We start from the raw sequence: 16,872 nt of genomic DNA on the forward strand, positions 1-16,872 counted from the left end.
CGGCGGCTGCGCCGGTCTTATAGAAGACATGGGCACCATCGTGCGGGACGCGGCGCCACGCGTCCATTTGGTTTACTCAATCAAGGCCATTGAAACAACGCAAGCCCGCGGCTCAACGCGCGAACCGGCGCCGCTGCCCGGTCTCGCGCACGGCCGCGACCAGGGCCCGCACCGCCGGCTCGGCCGAGCGTGCAAAGGCATAGAAGCGCGCGTTCGGGAGCGGCGGCATGCCGTCCTCGCGCGCCAGGGCGCGCAGGCCCTGGCGCAACTGGCTGCGCGCCACCGGCGCCACCGCGAAGCCGGCCTGCGCCGCGGCCAGGCAACCCGCCATGCTGGCGCTTTCGAACGCCGGCAGCCAGGCGCGCCGCGCCTTGCCCAACGCCGCGATCGCGGCCTCGCGGTAGACGCAGGGATCGGGAAACACCGCCAGCGGCACGCGCTCGCCCGGCTTCCACGGCTTGTCCTCGCTCCAGGCCCACACCAGTTCTTCTTCCCACAACAGTTCGCCGTCATCGTGCACGCGGGCGCAGCGCTTGCCGAACACCACGTCGAGCTTGCCGCGTTCCTGCTGACGCAGCAGGTCGGTCGTGACGCCCACCTTCAACTCGATCGACGCGCCGGGGTGCGCGCGGTGGAACGCCTGCAGCACTTCGGGCAGCCAGGCGCCGGCGAAATCCTCGGACGAACCGATGCGCAACCGTCCCTTCAGGCCGGCGCCGCGCAGGCGGGCGCGGGCCTCGCGCTCGAGATCGACGATGTTGCGCGCGTAGGCGTAGAGGGTCTCGCCCGCCGCGGTCAGCTCGAAGCTGCGGGTGGTGCGTTCCAGCAGCACGGCGCCGGCCGTCGACTCCAGGCGCTTGATGTGGCCGCTGACCGCCGACGGCGTCAACGCCAGGGCATCGGCCGCCAGCGCGAACCCGCCATGGTCGACGACCTCCAGGAACGTGCGCAACAGGGTCAGGTCCAGCACCGCGCCGACCGGCGCCGCGGGGGTGTCCATGGGCGACTCCTAAATACGTGATTCATTGATAATAACCTCACATTATTCACTAATCGTGATTTCCGGCGCCGCTATCGTAGCCTTTCCCGATACCGCAAGGACGCACGACCATGACCGCCTACGCCACCCTCCGCACCCCCCGGCTGGAAATCGCCTATCTGGAATGGAATCCCGGCGGCGCGCGCGCCGCCGTACTGCTGCACGGCTGGCCCGACAGCCCCGAATGCTGGCGCCCGGTGGCGCAGCGCCTGGCGGCCGAGGGCTACCGCGTGCTGTGCCCGGCGCTGCGCGGCTTCGGCCCGACCCGCTTTCTGGACGCGGCGACGCCGCGCAGCGGCGAGCTGGCCGCGCTGGGCCGCGACGTGCTGGACTTCATCGCCGCGCTCGGCCTGCGCCGGCCGCTGCTGGTCGGCCACGACTGGGGCGCGCGCGCCGCCGCCAACGCCTGCGGCCTGCAACCCGGCGTGGCCTCGCACCTGGCGCTGCTGTCGGTCGGCTACGGCACCAACGATCCCGCGCAGGCCCTGCCGTTGCCGCAGGCGCGCAACTACTGGTACCACTGGTTCATGGCCACGCCGCGCGGCGCGGCGGCCGTGCGCGAGGAGGCTCGCGCCTTCACCCGCTATCTGTGGGACACCTGGTCGCCGCCCGGCTGGTACCAGCCGGACGAATTCGACGAGGCCGCGCGCGCCTTCGACAATCCCGACTGGCCCGCGGTGGTGCTGCACTCGTACCGCCAGCGCTGGGGCTTCGAGGCCGGCGACCCGGCCTACGCCGAGGACAGCGCGCGGCTCACGCCCGCGCCGACACTGGCGCTGCCCACGCTGGTGCTGCACGGCGGCGCGGACACCTGCAACCTGCCGGCGACGTCCGAAGGCCGCGAGCGCTATTTCACCGGAGGCTATGAACGGCGAGTGCTGGATGGGGTCGGCCATTTTCCGCAACGCGAAGCGCCGCAGGCGGTGGCCGCCGCGCTGTTGAAATTCCACGCGGCCTGGCCCGTCGCCGACTGAAGCCCGGGCGCGACGACCGGCAGGAAAACGGGGAATGGCGGATAATCGCGGTATTTCCCGCCGCCCTCGCGGCGGCTTCTTGCGGGCGTTCGCGCCCGGCAGCATTCGGAGTCAGCTATGTATCGCGGCATTGAGGCGATCGAACACTTCATGGTATCCATCGGGCTGACTTGGCAGCCCGGCCGCACCGAGAGCGCCGAACTGCGCGCCAGCTACCGCATTGGCAACACCCGTCCGCTGGGCATCGACCGTACCCTGGTGGAATTCCACTGCGACAACAAGCGTCCCAAGGTCTGGGTGCCCGAGTTCTCGCGCACCAGCTTCCACCAGTGGTTCGAAGTGCCGTTTCAGGAATTCGAATTCACGCCGGGCGGCTCGATGCTGAAGATCAAGGCCGCCGCGCGCGGCAACGCCCCGCCCTACAGCGTGGGCCTGAAGCCGCTCGCCTGAGCGGCCTGCCGCGCCCGGCGCCCGCCGGGCCGCGCTACAACGGTTTGTACATGATGGTCGTGCCATCCAGCCGGTTCGGATCGCGCGCATCCCGGGCAAATCCCGGAATCACCCCCACCGTGCGGTAACCGAGCGAGGTATACAGCGGCTCGGCGTTGTCGCCGGTGCGCGTATCCAGCGTGATCAGGCTGCGACCGGCCGCCACGGCCGCGGCCTCCGCGGCCTGCATCAGTTCACGGGCGATGCCGCGGCGGCGGAAATCGGGGTGCACCAGCAGCTTGCGGATCTCGGCGCGATGCGGCTGGTTGGGCGGCGTATCGCAGTCCAGTTGCACCGAGCCGGCCACCCGTCCTTCCCGCATGGCCACCAGCAGCACCAGGCCGCCGCTTTCCAGCGGCGGCAGCACCTTGTCGAGCCAGAACGCGCGCGCCGCCTCGGGGCCAAAGGGCAGCACGAAGCTGACGCTGGCGCCCTCCTGCACGCAGGCGTGCAGCAACTCGCCCAGGCCGGGCAGCAGGGCGTGGGCCTCATCGGCGGTAACAGAGGTCAATGCAAGGGTATCGATGGACATGGCGGACTCAGACGATGAACAACAGGTAGCGGGCGCCGCTGTGCGGCGGGGTATCGAACGCGCTGGCGCCGTAGAGCTGATAGCGCAGGCAGTCGCCCGGCCCGAGCGCATGGGCCTGGCCGTCGACGCGGATGGAGAGCTCGCCTTCCAGCATCACCAGGTGGTGTTCCAGTCCGGCGCGCGGCGACTGTTCGTATTCGATATGGGCGCCGGCCGGCAATTCGCAGGCCAGCACTTCGCCGGCCAGCTTCTGCGACGGCGGCGACACCGAGCGGCGCCGAAAGCCCGTGACGCCATCGACCCACACGGCCTGCGCCGCGCCCGGCACCAGCGGCGCGAAGTCGTCCTCGACCATGCGCAGCAGGCGCGACATCGTCATGCCATAGGCGCCGCACAGTTTGCCGAGCACGCTGGCGGTGGGGCTGACCTCCGCGTTTTCCAGGCGCGACAGCGTGGCGCGGCTGATGCCGGCGCGCGCGGCGAGCTCGTCCAACGACCAGCCGCGCTCGGCGCGCAGGGCCTTCAGGCGGCCGGCCAGGCGTTGGTCCAGGTCGAAATCGGGAGCGGGTGAATTTTCCATATAAGAGAATTTATCTCAAATATGGAATTCAATCAATCACCGCGTGCGCGCCTGCAACCCGACGCGGCCGCCGGCAATTCGGCACAATACGGCGTATGCACACAGCCCGATTCGTTTCCATGACCGTCCTCTGCCTGGGCATCCTGACGGGCTGCAGCCTGCCGCCCCTGGAATCACGCAGCGCCTCGCAGGCGCTGGCGCCCGACGTGGCCCGCGACACGGCGCTGGGCCGCGCCATCGCGCCCCTGGCGGCGCGGCATCCGGGCAAGTCCGGCATCCATCCCCTGGCGGACGCCCACGACGCCTTCGCCGCGCGCATGATGCTGGTGCGCGCCGCGCAGCGCAGCCTGGACGTGCAGTACTACATCTGGCACGACGACATGACCGGCACCATGCTGCTGGAGGCGCTGCACGCGGCGGCCGACCGAGGCGTGCGCGTGCGGCTGCTGCTGGACGACAATGGCACCTCCGGGCTGGACACGGTGCTGGCGGCGCTGGACGCGCATCCGAACATCGAGGTGCGCCTGTACAACCCGTTCGCGGTGCGTTGGCCCAAGTCCATCGGCTACCTGACCGACTTCCGCCGCCTGAACCGGCGCATGCACAACAAGTCGCTCACCGCCGACAACCAGGCCACCATCGTCGGCGGCCGCAACATCGGCGACGAATACTTCGGCGCCACCAACGGCGTGCTGTTCACCGACCTGGACGTGCTGGCCGTGGGCGCCGTGGTGCCTGACGTCTCAAACGACTTCGACCGCTATTGGGCCAGCCAGTCGGCCTATCCGGTGGCGGGGCTGCTCAAGCCCGCCGGCCCCGATGCGCTGGCCGCGCTGGAACGCAAGGCCAGCGCCGTCGAGCGGTCGCCCGAGGCCGCGGCCTATGCCGAGGCGATGCGCGAGCTGCCGTTCATCCAGCAACTGCTGCGCGGCGAACTGGCGCTGGAGTGGGCCGACACGCGCATGGTCAGCGACGACCCGCGCAAGACGCTGGGCACCGCGCCGCCCGAGGCCATGCTGCCGCACCAGTTGCACGACATCGTCGGCACGCCGACGACCGACCTGGAGCTGGTCTCCCCCTATTTCGTGCCCACCGCCAGCGGCACCGAGGCCTTTGCGCGCATGGCGCAGGGCGGGGTCAAGGTGCGGGTGCTGACCAACGCGCTCGAGGCCACCGACGTGGCTGTGGTGCATTCGGGCTACGCCTCGCGACGCCGGGACCTGCTGGCCGCCGGCGTGGAACTGTTCGAAATGAAGCGTCAGGCGGGCGAAGTCGAGCGCAACAAGAGCATGGGGCCGTTCGGCAGCTCCGGCTCGAGCCTGCACGCCAAGACCTTCGCGGTGGACGGACGCAGCGTGTTCGTCGGCTCATTCAATTTCGATCCGCGCTCGGCTCGCCTGAACACCGAGCTGGGCTTCGTGATCGACAGCCCGACCCTGGCGCGCCACATCGCCGACGCCTTCGAGCGCGACATCCCGCGCAGCGCCTATCGCGTCTGCCTGGACGACAAGGGCAGGCTCTACTGGCTGGAACAGCGCGACGGCAGCACACTCCGACACGACACCGAGCCGGGCACGACCGCCTGGCAGCGCTTTTCGGTGTGGTTCGTATCGCTGCTGCCGGTCGAGTCGCTGCTGTAGGCGGGGCAACATACGGAGTTCGACGCCGGCCCGATGGCGCTAGACTGGACACTATCGCTTTTCCTATGCATCGCACCGCATGAGCAAGCTGGACACACTGGACTGGAGCCGCATCGCCGCCGACCTGGACGCGCGCGGCCACGCCGTGGCCGCCGGCCTGCTCACGCCGGCGCAATGCGAGGCGCTGGCCGCCGGCTACGACGACGAACACCGCTACCGCAGCCGCATCATCATGAGCCGCCACGGGTTCGGCCGCGGCGAATACAAGTATTTCGCCTATCCGCTGCCGCGCCTGCTGCACAACCTGCGCACCGCGCTGTACCCGCGCCTGGCGCCCATCGCCAACCGCTGGAACCGGCAGATGGGCATCGCGGTGGATTATCCCGCCGCTCACGCCGATTTCCTGGCCCGCTGCCACCATGCCGGCCAGCGCCGGCCGACGCCGCTGATCCTGCGCTACGGGCCGGGCGACTACAACTGCCTGCACCAGGACCTGTATGGCGAACACGTCTTCCCATTGCAGGTCGCCGTGCTGCTGTCGCGGCCAGGCCTGGACTTCACCGGCGGCGAGTTCGTCATGACCGAGACCGACAGCGGCGGGCAACGCGCCGAAGTGCTGCCGCTGCGCCAGGGCGACGCGCTGGTATTCACCGTCAACCAGCGCCCGGTGGCCGGCGCGCGCGGCTGGCGCCGCGTGGCCATGCGCCACGGCGTCAGCGCGCTGCGCGACGGCCGCCGCCACACGCTCGGCGTAATCTTCCACGACGCGACCTGACATGGGAACCAGCCTGAACCTGTTCAACGACGAGGAAACCGCGCAGACCGGCCGCGAACGCATCGGCGCGCAGTCAGTCGTGCTGCGCGGCTATGCGCTGCCGGCGGCGCGGGCGCTGCTGGCCGGCGTCGACGCGGTGCGCCGGGAAGCGCCCTTTCGCCACATGGTCACGCCCGGCGGCCTGCCCATGTCGGTGGCGCTGACCAACTGCGGCGACTTCGGCTGGACCAGCGACGCGCGCGGCTACCGCTACACCCGCGAGGATCCGCGCACGGGGCTGCCATGGCCGGCGATGCCGGAAGCCTTCGACACGCTGGCGCGCGAGGCCGCGCTGGCGGCGGGCTTTCCCGGCTTCGCGCCCGATGCCTGCCTGGTCAACCGCTACCAGCCCGGTTCGCGCCTGTCGCTGCACCAGGACAAGGACGAGCGCGACTACGACGCCCCCATCGTCTCGGTGTCGCTGGGCATGCCGGCGGTGTTCCTGTTCGGCGGCCACGAGCGCGGCGACAAGGCCGTGCACGTGCCGCTGTTCCATGGAGACGTGGTGGTGTGGGGCGGCGTCGACCGGTTGCGCTATCACGGCGTGCTGCCACTGAAGGACCGCCCGCACCCCACGCTGGGCAGTGTGCGGATCAACTTCACCATCCGCAAGGCAGGCTGAGACGGCTTGCGCCGCGCACCCGCGGAAGCAGCCGGCCGATCGAGGCTGCCGGCCGGCCGCCATGCGGGTTCCCCAGAACTGGCGGCGGCCACGCGACGGCCCTATTATCGGGCACCCTTGCGCCCTTTCTCCAGGTATTCCATGCGCCTCGCCTTAGCCCTGCTGTGTTCGCTGGCCAGCCTGTCCGCCATGGCCGCCGAGCCGCCGACACCGATCGAGAATTCGCTTGGCATGGTGTTCGTGCCATTGCCGGCGGGCGCCTTCCAGATGGGCAGCGACGAAACGCCCGAGGCGCTGGCGCGCGACTATCCGCAATACCCGAAAGAGCGCTTCGCCCAACTGTTCGACGAAGCGCCGGTGCACATGGTGCGTATCACCCGGCCCTTCCTGATGGCGCGCACGGAAGTCACCGTGGGTCAGTTCCGGCGCTTCATCGAGGCCTCGGGCTATGTGCCGGAATCGGAAGCGGACGGCACCGGCGGCTATGGCTACAACGCCGCCTACGACCCCGATGCCAGCGAACGCGGCGACGCCTTCGAGGGGCGTGACCGCCGCTATTCGTGGCGCACCCCCGGCTTCGCCCAGACCGACGCGCATCCCGTCGTCAATGTAAGCTGGAACGACGCGACCGCCATGGCGCGCTGGCTCAGCCGCGAGGAAGGCCGCGTCTACCGCCTGCCCACCGAGGCCGAATGGGAATACGCGGCCCGCGCCGGCAGCCGCGGCCGCTACCAGAATGGCGACGATCCGGCCGCGCTGCCGGACGTGGCCAACACTTTCGACGCCGACGCGGCGCCGCTGTGGCCGAAATGGCGGGCGTTCGCCGCCGCGCGGCGCGACGGCCATGCCTTCACCGCGCCGGTCGCCAGCTACGCGCCGAACGCGTTCGGGCTCCATGACATGCATGGCAATGCCTGGGAATGGGTGTCCGACTGGTATGGCGAGGACTACTATGCGCATTCGCCCCAGGATGACCCGCAGGGCCCCGCCAGCGGCAACGTCAAAGTGCGGCGCGGCGGCTCCTGGCACACCTGGGCGCTGTACGCGCGTTCGGCCTACCGCAACTGGAACACCGTGGAAACGCGCTATCCGCTCGTCGGATTCCGGCTGCTGCGCGAAGCGGATTAATGTAGACCGGTTAGCATAGCCGCAAGCACAACTTTCAAAAGAGTCCCGACATGCATTCGCTGGGCCGTCTCGTCCTGCTCGTCAACGATTACGACACCGCCATCGCCTTCTACCAGGACAAGCTGGGCATGGAGGTGTTCGTGGACATGGCCGTGGGGCAGCAGCGCTACGTGCACCTGCGCCTGCCCGAGCAACCGTCGGTGGGCGTCTGGCTGCTGCAAGCGCAGACCCAGGCCCAGCGCGACCGCGTCGGCGACCAGACCGGCGGCCAGCCGGTGGGCGTGTTCTACACCGACGACGTCGCCCGCGACCATGCCCGTTTCGCCGGGCGCGGCGTGCGCTTCACCCGGGAGCCGGTGGACGACGGCAACGCGGTGTACGCGCACTTCATCGACCTGTACGGCAACGAGTTCGTGCTGGTACAGATCCGGCCGTAGACAGCCGTGTCCGCCCGCCCCGCCTCCCGCGACTGGATCGTGCGCCGCGCGCCGGACGACCGGTTCGAGCGCATCGAGGCGTATTTCGGCGGCCGCGGCTACGGCCTGCATCGCCACGACACCTACGCCATCGGCTGCACGCTGGCGGGCGTGCAGAGCTTCCACTATCGCCGCGGCCTGCGGCACAGCCTGCCGGGCGGCGTGCTGGTGCTGCATCCCGACGAGGCGCACGACGGCCAGGCCGGCACCGACGCCGGCTTCCACTACCGCATGGCCTACGTGCAGCCCGCGCTGATCCAGCGCATCCTGGGCGGCCGGCCGCTGCCGTTCATTCGCGACGGCATTTCCAGCGACCCGCGGCTTGGCGCCGCCTGCGCCGCGCTGCTGCGCAACGACGAGGGCGACGCCGATCCGTTGCGGGAAGACGATGCGCTCTACGACCTGACGCTGGCGCTGTGCGCCGCGGCCGGGCAAGCGCCCGCCGCCCGCCTTCCCGATTACGCCGCCGGCGAACGCGCTCGTCAGTACATCCACGACACCCACGGCATGGCGGTCTCGCTGGACGACCTGGAACGCGCCGCCGGCATCGACCGCTGGCGCCTCTCGCGCGATTTCCGCGCACTGTATGGCGCCAGCCCGTACCGCTATGCGCTGCTGCGCCGGCTCGACCTGGCAAGGCGCCTGATCGCCGCGGGGCGGCCGCTGGCCGACGCCGCGGCCGAGGCCGGCTTCAGCGACCAGAGCCACATGACGCGGCGCCATGCCCAGGCGTTCGGCATGACGCCGGCGCAATGGCGCGGCACCCTGCGGCCCTGACGCTCGCCGCACAAACGTACAAGACGGCGGGCGCGCGCGTCGCTACGCTGGGGCCTTCCATTTTCCGCCGAGGAACCCCGCATGTCCGCCATCGCCATCAACCTGGCCCGCAAACTCTCGCTGATCCAGGAACACTGGACGCCCAAGGTCATCGCCGAGATGAACGACTACCAGTTCAAGCTGGTCAAGCTGCACGGCGAATTCGTCTGGCACGCCCATGCCGATACCGACGAGACCTTCATCGTGCTCGAAGGCCGGCTGCGCATCGAACTGCGCGACGGCCACATCGACCTGGGGCCCGGCGAGATGGCCGTGATCCCCAAGGGGGTCGAGCACAAGCCCTGTGCCGAAGACGAGGTGCACGCCATGCTGATCGAGCCGCGCGGCGTGCGCAATACCGGCGACCACGGCGGCGAGCGCAGCGCGCCCAACGACGTCTGGATCTGAGGCCGCCTCAGGGGCGGCCGCGCTCGATCACCCGCTTCTCGTTCTTGCCGGCGATGCGCGCCTCGACCCGCCGCAGCACCGCCAGCACGAACAGCGCCATCGCCGTGCTGGCCACGGCCGTGGCTTCGCGGCCCATGCCGGCGGCCACGCCGATGGCGGCGGTCATCCAGATGCTGGCGGAGGTCGTCAGGCCGCGGATCTCGCGTTCGTCGCTGAGCTTGATGATGGCCCCGGCGCCGAGAAAGCCGATGCCGGCGATGACGCCCTGCAGCACGCGGCTGAGGTCGCCGACCGCCATGCCGTTCTGCAGCGGCACCAGCACGAAGATGGCCGCGCCCAGCGCCACCAGCATGTGAGTGCGCAGGCCGGCGGCCTTGCCGCTGCGTTCGCGCTCGTACCCGAGCAGGCCGCCCAGAATCACCGCCATGCCCAGCCGCAGCACGATGCGGGTGGCTTCGCCGGCATCGGGGATGTCGGCGAATTCGCTGCGCAAGGTGCTCCAGACTTCCAGCCAGATTTCCGCCATCGCCGTCTCCCGCGTCCAGGTATGCGGCGTTCAGCATAGCAGGCTGGCGCTGGCGTCGCGCCGGCCATCCGGTTTACAACGTCATCCTGGTCCGCGCTATGACGGACGCGATCGCGAGGAGCTTGGGATGGATCTGCAACTGGAGGGCAAACGCGTACTGGTGACGGGCGCGTCCAAGGGGATAGGCCTGGCTTGCGCCCTGGCGTTCGCGCGGGAAGGCGCCGAGCCGATCCTGGCGGCGCGCGACGACGCGGCGCTGCGGGCCGCGGCCGCCGCAATCGCCGCGCAGACCGGCCGGCAGGCCCGCACGCTGGCGGTCGATCTGGCGCAGCCGGGCGCGGCTGCGCGCGTGGTGGAACACACCGGCGTCGTCGACATCCTCGTCAACAACGCCGGCGCGGTGCCCGGCGGCGCGCTGGATCAGGTCGATGACGGGCGCTGGCGCGCCGGCTGGGACCTGAAGGTGCATGGCTACATCGACCTGGCGCGTCACTATTACCCGTTGATGCGCACCGCCGGCAACGGCGTCATCGCCAACATCATCGGCATGGCCGGCGCGGCCCCGCGCGCCGACTACATCTGCGGCGCGGCCGCCAACGCCTCTTTGATCGCATTCACGCGCGCCCTGGGCGGCGACGGGCCGCGCCACGGCGTGCGCGTGTTCGGCGTGAATCCGTCGCGCACGCGCACCGACCGCGTGTTGACGCTGGCCAGGCAGCGCGCGCAGGCCCGCTGGGGCGATGAATCGCGCTGGCAGGAAACCCTGCACGACCTGCCCTTCGGCCGCCTGATGGAAGCCGGCGAGGTGGCCGACATGGTGGTGTTCGGCGCCTCGCCGCGCGCCGGCTACCTGAGCGGCACGGTGATCGACCTGGACGGCGGCGAGCAGTACGCCGGCCGCTGACCCGTCGGCGTCAGCGCGCCGCGGCCCAGCCGGCCAGCAGGGCCGGCAGTTGCGCCATGTCGGTGAAGACGTGGGCGACGCCGACATCGCGCAGCGCCTCGGGACCGCTGTGGCCGTTGTCGCCGGGGCTGTAGCCGAACACCGTGGCGCCCGCCGCCACGCCGGCGGTGGCGCCGGTGACGGTGTCTTCGACCACGGCGCAGCGGCGCGGGTCCACGCCCAGCGCGCTGGCGGCGGCCAGGTAGACATCGGGATAGGGCTTGCTGCGCGGCATTTCGTGGCCGCTGAAGACGCGTTCGCTGAAGCAGTCGGCGATGCCGACCTTGGCCAGTTGCAGCTCGACCTTGCGGCGGTCGGCGCCGGAGGCCACTGCGATGCGGCCGTCCAGCGTCCGGTGCAAGGCGCGCACCGCGTCCGGCGCACCGGGGATTTCCAGCAGTTCAAGGTCGAGCGCGGCGTTGCGGCGCTCGCGGAATTGCGCGAACCAGTCGGGCGACAGCGCCACGCCGGTGCGCGCCTGGATGAGGGGCAGTTCGTCGCGCACCGCCTTGCCGGTGAAGATGCGGGTGGCCTCTTCGAAGGTGATCGCCCAGCCCAGTTCGTTGAGCATCTCGGTCAGGACGCGGGCGGTGATCGGCTCGGAATCGACCAGGACGCCATCACAGTCGAACAGCACGGCGTCAAAGGGAAAATCAGTCATTGCGGGCAGCGGGAAAGGGGGCAGGAAAGCCCACAAGCATACTGCACGGCCCATTGCCGGCCAGGGGCGCGCGCCGCGGCCGCAAGCAACGGAGTGCCGGCGGCGGCCCGAGCCGTTATGCTGTCCTTCGCCGGCGTCCCCGCCCCGCGCCGCCCTGCCCCCCGATTCCCGCCTCTCATGACGCCACCCGATACCGCCCCGCCCGCCGCCGGACGCCGGCCCCACAAGACCGTCGCCGCACAGGAAGCCCTGCCGACGCCGGTCCTGTTCGAGCGCGCCGCCCGCCACCTGGCCGCCCTCGACGCCGACTGGGCGCGCCACGTGCAGGCCATCGGCCCCTGCCTGCACGCGCCGCGGCCGGCGCGCGAGCCCTACGAGGCGCTGGTGCGCGCCATTGCCTACCAGCAGTTGCATGCGCGCGCCGGGGACGCCATCCTCGGCCGGCTGCTGGCGCTGTATCCGGGGCAGGACTTCCCCCGGCCACGGGCACTGCTGGACACCGACCCAGAGGCCCAGCGCGCCTGCGGCTTTTCGGCGTCCAAACTGGCCACCATCCGCGGCATCGCGCAGGCGGCGCTCGACGGCGTGATCCCGGAGCGCGACGAGGCGCTGGCGATGAGCGACGAAGCCCTGATCGAGCGCCTGGTGGCGCTGCGCGGCGTGGGCCGCTGGACCGTGGAGATGCTGTTGATCTACACGCTCGAGCGCATGGACATCCTGCCAGCGGACGACTATGGCGTGCGCGAAGGCTATCGCCGGCTGAAACGCCTGGACAAGGCGCCATCGCCCGCCCGGATGCGAACCATCGGCGAAGCCTTCAGCCCGTATCGCACGATCGCGGCGTGGTACCTGTGGCGCATGCCCACCGCGCCGGCGGCAATGTCATGAACGCCGCCGGCCATCCGCTGGACCGCTACGACTGGACCGGCATCGTGGGCCAACTGGACGCCGAGGGCTGGGCGCCGCTGCCCGCGCTGTTCAGTCCGCCGCAGGCGCGCGCGCTGGCGCGGGCTTTCGACGACCCGGCGGCCGTCCGCATCAGCGGCGAACGCGACGAGCGGCGCGCCCTGCGCCTGCCCGCGCCGCCGCCGCTGCGCGACCTGCCGTGCGCCCTGTATGCGCGGTTGGCGCCGCTGGCGCAGTCCTGGGCGCAGCGGCTGGGCCACGACGTCCGCTATCGGCCGGACCTGGACGCCGAGCGAACCGCGCCCGACGGCCCTGCCGTCCTCACCTGCCTGCGCCTGGACGGCTACGAAGCGCTGCAACACGCGCATGACGACTGGGCGTTCCCCATCCGGCTGGTGGCGCTGCTGTCCGATCCCGCCCGCGACTTCAGCGGCGGCGAATTCGTCATGACCGAGCAGCGTCCGCGCCAGCAGTCGCGGCCCCTGGTGCTGCCGCTGGGCCTGGGCGACGCCGCCCTGATCGCCGCGGCCCATCGCCCCATTCGGGGCGCGCGCGGCGACTACCGCGCCACCCTGCGCCACGCTGTCAGCCGGGTGCGCGGCGGCGAACGCCGTGGCCTGGAATTGCCCCTGGACGGCCAAGCGTTCGCCCCCGGATAGCCCGCCCGCCGGCGCATCGAACTGCGCATCCAGATTGCATTTTGCATATTCAATATGCAAAACTAGCAGCCATGGAAAATCCCGCCCCCGCCCTGCGCCACGCCAGCTTCACGCTCGACGGCGCCGCTTATACCCACATCGACATGGCCGGCATGTACGGCCCGGACTACTACCGCCTGCCGGTGGTGCTGCGGCTGCTGCTCGAGAACGCGCTGCGCAACATGCGCGGCGCCGAGCGCGACGCCGCCGTGGCCGCCCTGTTCGCCTGGCTCGCCGACGGCACCAGCGAGGCCGAGATCGCCTTCCAGCCCGGCCGGGTGCTGATGCACGACACCACCAGCACTCCGGCGCTGGTCGACATCGCCGCCATGCGCGACGCGCTGGACGAGGCGGGGGTGGATCCGCGCGCGCTCAATCCGGTGCTGCCGGTGGACGTCTCGGTGGATCACTCGCTGGCGGTGCAGGCCTATGCGCAGCCCGACGCGGCGGCGCGCAACCTGGCCCTGGAACTGCGCCGCAACGCCGAGCGCTACCGCTTCCTGCGCTGGGCCGCCAAGGCGCTGTCGAACGTGCGCATCCATCCGCCCGGCACCGGCATCATGCACACCATCAACCTGGAACAACTGGCGACCGTGGTGTGCAACGACCATGGCGCGCTGCACCCGGACATGATGATCGGCACCGACAGCCACACACCGATGATCAACGGCATTGGCGTGCTTGGCTGGGGCGTGGGCGGCCTGGAAGCGCAGACGGTGATGTTCGGCATGCCGACCATGCTGCGCATCCCGGACGTGATAGGGGTGCGCCTGAGCGGCGCGCTTTCGGCTGGCGTCACCGCCACCGACCTGGCGCTGACCGTGACCCAGCGGCTGCGCGCGATCCAGGTGTCGGGCGAGTTCGTGGAGTTCTTCGGCCCCGGCGTCGCCACGCTGTCGGCGGGCAGCCGTTGCGTGGTCGCCAACATGGCGCCCGAATACGGCGCCACCACCGGCTACTTCCCCATCGACGAGGCCACCCTCGACTATCTGCGCCAGACCGGCCGCGACGCGGCCCACGTCGCGCGCGTCGGCGCCTACGCGGCCAGCGCCGGCCTGGCGCTGGATCCGGCGGCCACGCCGCGCTACACCCGGGTCATCGAGATCGCGCTGGACCAGGTGCGAATGCACGTGGCCGGCCCCACCCGGCCGCAGGACCTGCGCCCTTACGGCGAGACCCGCGCGATCCTCGCCAGCCTGGCCTTCGCGCCCGGGGCGGCCTCGCCGCTGCCGCGCCACGCCGTCGCCATCGCCGCCATTACCAGTTGCACCAACACCTCGGACCCGCGCCTGCTGATCGCCGCCGGACTGCTGGCGCGCAAGGCGCGCCAGGCCGGGCTGACGGCGCCGGCCTGGGTCAAGACCTCGCTCGGTCCCGGCTCGCCCGCCGCCGCCGACTATCTGCAACGCGCCGGCCTGCTCGAGGACCTGGCAGCGGTGGGGTTCGGCATCGTGGGCTATGGCTGCACCACCTGTATCGGCAATTCCGGACCGCTGCCGGAGGCGGTGCGCGCCGGCATGGCCGCCGGCGCCGTCCACCCCGTCGCGGTGCTGTCAGGCAACCGCAACTTCGCCGGCCGTATCCACCCCGACCTCGACCTGGGCTTCCTGATGTCGCCGCCGCTGGTCATCGCCTTCGCCCTGGCCGGCGACGCCGAGCGCGATTTCAGCCGCGAGCCCGTGCAGGTGGCGCCGGACGGCCGCGCGGTGTATCTGCATGAGCTGTGGCCGCCCGAGGACGAGATCGACGCGGCGCTGGCGCAGGGCCTGCGCGCCGACGATTTCCAGCGCGCCTTCCGCATCGCCGCCGCCAATCCCGGCTGGCAGGCGCTCGAATCGCCGGACACGCCGCGCTTTCCGTGGGACCCGGCCTCGACCGCGCTGCGGCGTCCGCCGTTCGCCAGCGCCGGCGCCGCCAGCCAACTGGGCCGTTACGCCGCCTATCCACTGCTGGTGCTGGGCGACGACGTCACCACCGACCATCTGTCGCCGGCCAGCGCCATTCCGCCCGACAGCCTGATCGCCGACTTCCTGGTGGCACAGGGCGACGACCGCGATGATCTGAACGTGTTCGCCTCGCGCCGCGGCAACTGGCAGGTGATGATGCGCGCCGCCTTCTACAGCAAGAGCCTGGCAAACCTGCTCAGCCCCGGCGCGCCGGTCGGCCATACGCTGCACGCGCCCAGCGGCGCCATCGAGCCGATCTGGGAAGCCGCCGAGCACTACCGCCGCGACGGCGACGCGGTGGTGCTGCTGGCCGGCGAACGCTTCGGCACCGGCTCCTCGCGCGACTGGGCCGCCAAGGGCCAGCGGCTGCTGGGCATCCGCGCGGTGCTGGCGGTCAGCTTCGAGCGCATCCACCGTTCGAACCTGATCGGCATGGGCATCCTGCCGCTGCGCCTGCCGGCGGGCGTCACGCCGCACCGCCTGGCGATCCAGCCGGGCGACCGCTTCGAGATCGATTGCCCGCCGCAGCGCCTGGCGCCGCGCCAGCCGGTCGCCGTGCGGCTGCTGCGCGCCGACGGCCGCGAACAGGCCTTGCAGGCCACCGCCGCTGTCGAAACGCAACTGGAGCTGCATCTGCTGCGGATGGGCGGCGTGATTCCGGCTATCCTCGCGGATACGCTTGGCGCCGCGAAATCGGCGCCGCCCGACACGGCCCCGCGGGGCTGATTCCCACTTTCCATCCCCCATGAGCGCGCAGACCCACACTGCCAGCAAGATCCTGGAGCTGATCCGGCAGGACCGCCTGACCGAGGGCGCGCACCTGAGCGCGCAAAAGCTGGCCGACCGCCTGCGCCTGTCGCGCTCGCCGGTCAACGACGCGCTCGGCCTGCTGGAAGCGCACGGCATCGTGGCGCGCAAGCCCAACCGCGGCTACTTCCTGCAATTGGACCAGGAGGCATTGGCGCGCACCTGCGCGGACCTGGCGCCGCCCGCCGCCGAGGACATCGTCACGCAAAGCTATTTCCGGCTGGCCGATGAACTGCTGCGCGGCGTGCTGCCGATGCAGTGCAGCGAGGCGCTGCTGCGCGCCCGCTACGCCCTGACACAGGCGCAGACCCAGGCGCTGCTGGCCCGCGTGGCGCAGGAAGGCTGGGCGCAGCGGCGCCCCGGCTATGGCTGGGAGTTCTCGTCGATGATGACCACGCCCGACAGCCTGCTGCAGTCGTACCGCCTGCGCCTGGCGCTGGAGCCGGCCGCGCTGCTCGAGCCCTCCTACCGCATCGACAAGTCCGTATTGGCGCGCTGCCGCGCCGCCGAGCGCCACCTGCTCGACGGCGGCATCGACAGCGACAGCGCCGACCAGTTACACGAGCGCGGCGTGCGCTTCCACGAGTCGCTGGTGGAGGCCTCGGGCAACCCGTTCTTCATCGACACCATCAAGCGCGTCAACCGCGTGCGGCGGCTGCTGTCGTACCGCTCGATGCAGGACCGCAGCCGCTATCGCCAGCATTGCGAGCAGCACCTGGAAATCCTCGACCTGCTCGAGCGCGAGCGCAACGAAGAGGCCTCGCAGGCGCTGGCCCGCCACCTGCGCAGCACGCTCGACAACCTGGCGCGCATCCGCGGCATCCTGGCGGCCTAGGCGGCCGGGGAATCAAGCCGCTTCGCACGGGC

Annotated in this window: 19 protein-coding genes; 14 read left to right on the forward strand and 5 right to left on the reverse strand. The window is 71.0% G+C overall.

What is annotated here, in order from left to right:
• Window positions 1–112 precede the first annotated feature (112 nt).
• On the reverse strand, window positions 113–1,000 hold the full coding sequence (locus ACUDCK_RS23245) for a LysR family transcriptional regulator (protein ID WP_144655400.1): 888 nt from the start codon (window positions 998–1,000) through the stop codon (window positions 113–115).
• 110 nt (window positions 1,001–1,110) lie between these two features.
• On the opposite strand from ACUDCK_RS23245, the gene ACUDCK_RS23250 reads away from it, so the two are divergent.
• Window positions 1,111–2,013, forward strand: a complete 903-nt coding sequence (locus tag ACUDCK_RS23250; protein WP_054500893.1) for an alpha/beta fold hydrolase — start codon at window positions 1,111–1,113, stop codon at window positions 2,011–2,013.
• Between the two features lie 117 nt (window positions 2,014–2,130).
• Window positions 2,131–2,463, forward strand: a complete 333-nt coding sequence (locus ACUDCK_RS23255) for a hypothetical protein (protein WP_054500892.1) — start codon at window positions 2,131–2,133, stop codon at window positions 2,461–2,463.
• A gap of 34 nt (window positions 2,464–2,497) precedes the next feature.
• Here ACUDCK_RS23255 and ACUDCK_RS23260 read toward each other — a convergent pair whose 3' ends face one another.
• Complete coding sequence (locus ACUDCK_RS23260; RefSeq protein ID WP_054500891.1) at window positions 2,498–3,034, reverse strand: GNAT family N-acetyltransferase; 537 nt, start codon at window positions 3,032–3,034, stop codon at window positions 2,498–2,500.
• A gap of 7 nt (window positions 3,035–3,041) precedes the next feature.
• Window positions 3,042–3,614 carry a helix-turn-helix domain-containing protein gene (locus tag ACUDCK_RS23265; protein WP_175167168.1) on the reverse strand — a complete coding sequence of 191 codons (573 nt, stop codon included), beginning with the start codon at window positions 3,612–3,614 and terminating at the stop codon, window positions 3,042–3,044.
• A 119-nt stretch (window positions 3,615–3,733) separates the two neighbouring features.
• Here ACUDCK_RS23265 and ACUDCK_RS23270 point away from each other — a divergent pair, with 119 nt between their 5' ends.
• From ACUDCK_RS23270 to ACUDCK_RS23300, 7 genes are all read left to right on the forward strand, one after another.
• Window positions 3,734–5,254, forward strand: coding sequence for a phospholipase D family protein (locus ACUDCK_RS23270; RefSeq protein ID WP_420867704.1), 1,521 nt, complete (start codon window positions 3,734–3,736; stop codon window positions 5,252–5,254).
• A 79-nt stretch (window positions 5,255–5,333) separates the two neighbouring features.
• Window positions 5,334–6,029: a 2OG-Fe(II) oxygenase gene (locus ACUDCK_RS23275; protein ID WP_175167167.1), complete on the forward strand. Its 696-nt coding sequence runs from the start codon at window positions 5,334–5,336 to the stop codon at window positions 6,027–6,029.
• Window position 6,030: 1 nt separating this feature from the next.
• On the forward strand, window positions 6,031–6,690 hold the full coding sequence (gene alkB / locus ACUDCK_RS23280) for a DNA oxidative demethylase AlkB (RefSeq protein ID WP_064522622.1): 660 nt from the start codon (window positions 6,031–6,033) through the stop codon (window positions 6,688–6,690).
• 141 nt (window positions 6,691–6,831) lie between these two features.
• A complete protein-coding gene (locus ACUDCK_RS23285) occupies window positions 6,832–7,818 on the forward strand; it encodes a formylglycine-generating enzyme family protein (RefSeq protein ID WP_175167166.1) in 987 nt (328 codons plus the stop codon).
• Window positions 7,819–7,868: 50 nt separating this feature from the next.
• Window positions 7,869–8,255 carry a VOC family protein gene (locus ACUDCK_RS23290; protein WP_054500885.1) on the forward strand — a complete coding sequence of 129 codons (387 nt, stop codon included), beginning with the start codon at window positions 7,869–7,871 and terminating at the stop codon, window positions 8,253–8,255.
• Window positions 8,256–8,261: 6 nt separating this feature from the next.
• Window positions 8,262–9,071: an AraC family transcriptional regulator gene (locus ACUDCK_RS23295; protein WP_175167165.1), complete on the forward strand. Its 810-nt coding sequence runs from the start codon at window positions 8,262–8,264 to the stop codon at window positions 9,069–9,071.
• A gap of 81 nt (window positions 9,072–9,152) precedes the next feature.
• Window positions 9,153–9,518, forward strand: coding sequence for a cupin domain-containing protein (locus ACUDCK_RS23300; RefSeq protein WP_054500883.1), 366 nt, complete (start codon window positions 9,153–9,155; stop codon window positions 9,516–9,518).
• Between the two features lie 7 nt (window positions 9,519–9,525).
• Here ACUDCK_RS23300 and ACUDCK_RS23305 read toward each other — a convergent pair whose 3' ends face one another.
• Window positions 9,526–10,044 (reverse strand): MgtC/SapB family protein, encoded by a 519-nt coding sequence (locus tag ACUDCK_RS23305; RefSeq protein WP_116793257.1) that lies wholly within the window; start codon window positions 10,042–10,044, stop codon window positions 9,526–9,528.
• Window positions 10,045–10,171: 127 nt separating this feature from the next.
• Here ACUDCK_RS23305 and ACUDCK_RS23310 point away from each other — a divergent pair, with 127 nt between their 5' ends.
• A complete protein-coding gene (locus ACUDCK_RS23310; RefSeq protein WP_064522625.1) occupies window positions 10,172–10,948 on the forward strand; it encodes a short-chain dehydrogenase/reductase in 777 nt (258 codons plus the stop codon).
• Between the two features lie 10 nt (window positions 10,949–10,958).
• Here the strand turns inward: ACUDCK_RS23310 and ACUDCK_RS23315 are convergent, their stop codons facing one another.
• Entirely contained in the window at window positions 10,959–11,648 is a 690-nt protein-coding gene (locus ACUDCK_RS23315) for an HAD family hydrolase (RefSeq protein WP_144655405.1), read from the reverse strand.
• A gap of 177 nt (window positions 11,649–11,825) precedes the next feature.
• Here ACUDCK_RS23315 and ACUDCK_RS23320 point away from each other — a divergent pair, with 177 nt between their 5' ends.
• The 4 genes from ACUDCK_RS23320 to ACUDCK_RS23335 all read left to right on the forward strand — a co-directional run bounded on the left by ACUDCK_RS23320 (window position 11,826) and on the right by ACUDCK_RS23335 (window position 16,840).
• Entirely contained in the window at window positions 11,826–12,536 is a 711-nt protein-coding gene (locus tag ACUDCK_RS23320) for a DNA-3-methyladenine glycosylase family protein (protein WP_244976875.1), read from the forward strand.
• A complete protein-coding gene (locus tag ACUDCK_RS23325; protein WP_421371968.1) occupies window positions 12,500–13,213 on the forward strand; it encodes a 2OG-Fe(II) oxygenase in 714 nt (237 codons plus the stop codon). The genes ACUDCK_RS23320 and ACUDCK_RS23325 overlap by 37 nt, the downstream gene beginning before the upstream one ends.
• Window positions 13,214–13,284: 71 nt before the next feature.
• On the forward strand, window positions 13,285–15,924 hold the full coding sequence (gene acnA / locus ACUDCK_RS23330; protein ID WP_175167163.1) for an aconitate hydratase AcnA: 2,640 nt from the start codon (window positions 13,285–13,287) through the stop codon (window positions 15,922–15,924).
• A 19-nt stretch (window positions 15,925–15,943) separates the two neighbouring features.
• Entirely contained in the window at window positions 15,944–16,840 is an 897-nt protein-coding gene (locus ACUDCK_RS23335; protein WP_054500878.1) for a GntR family transcriptional regulator, read from the forward strand.
• Window positions 16,841–16,872 lie beyond the last annotated feature (32 nt).

The organism is Achromobacter sp. CF-sbj1-Ac2-l, assembly GCF_052698165.1.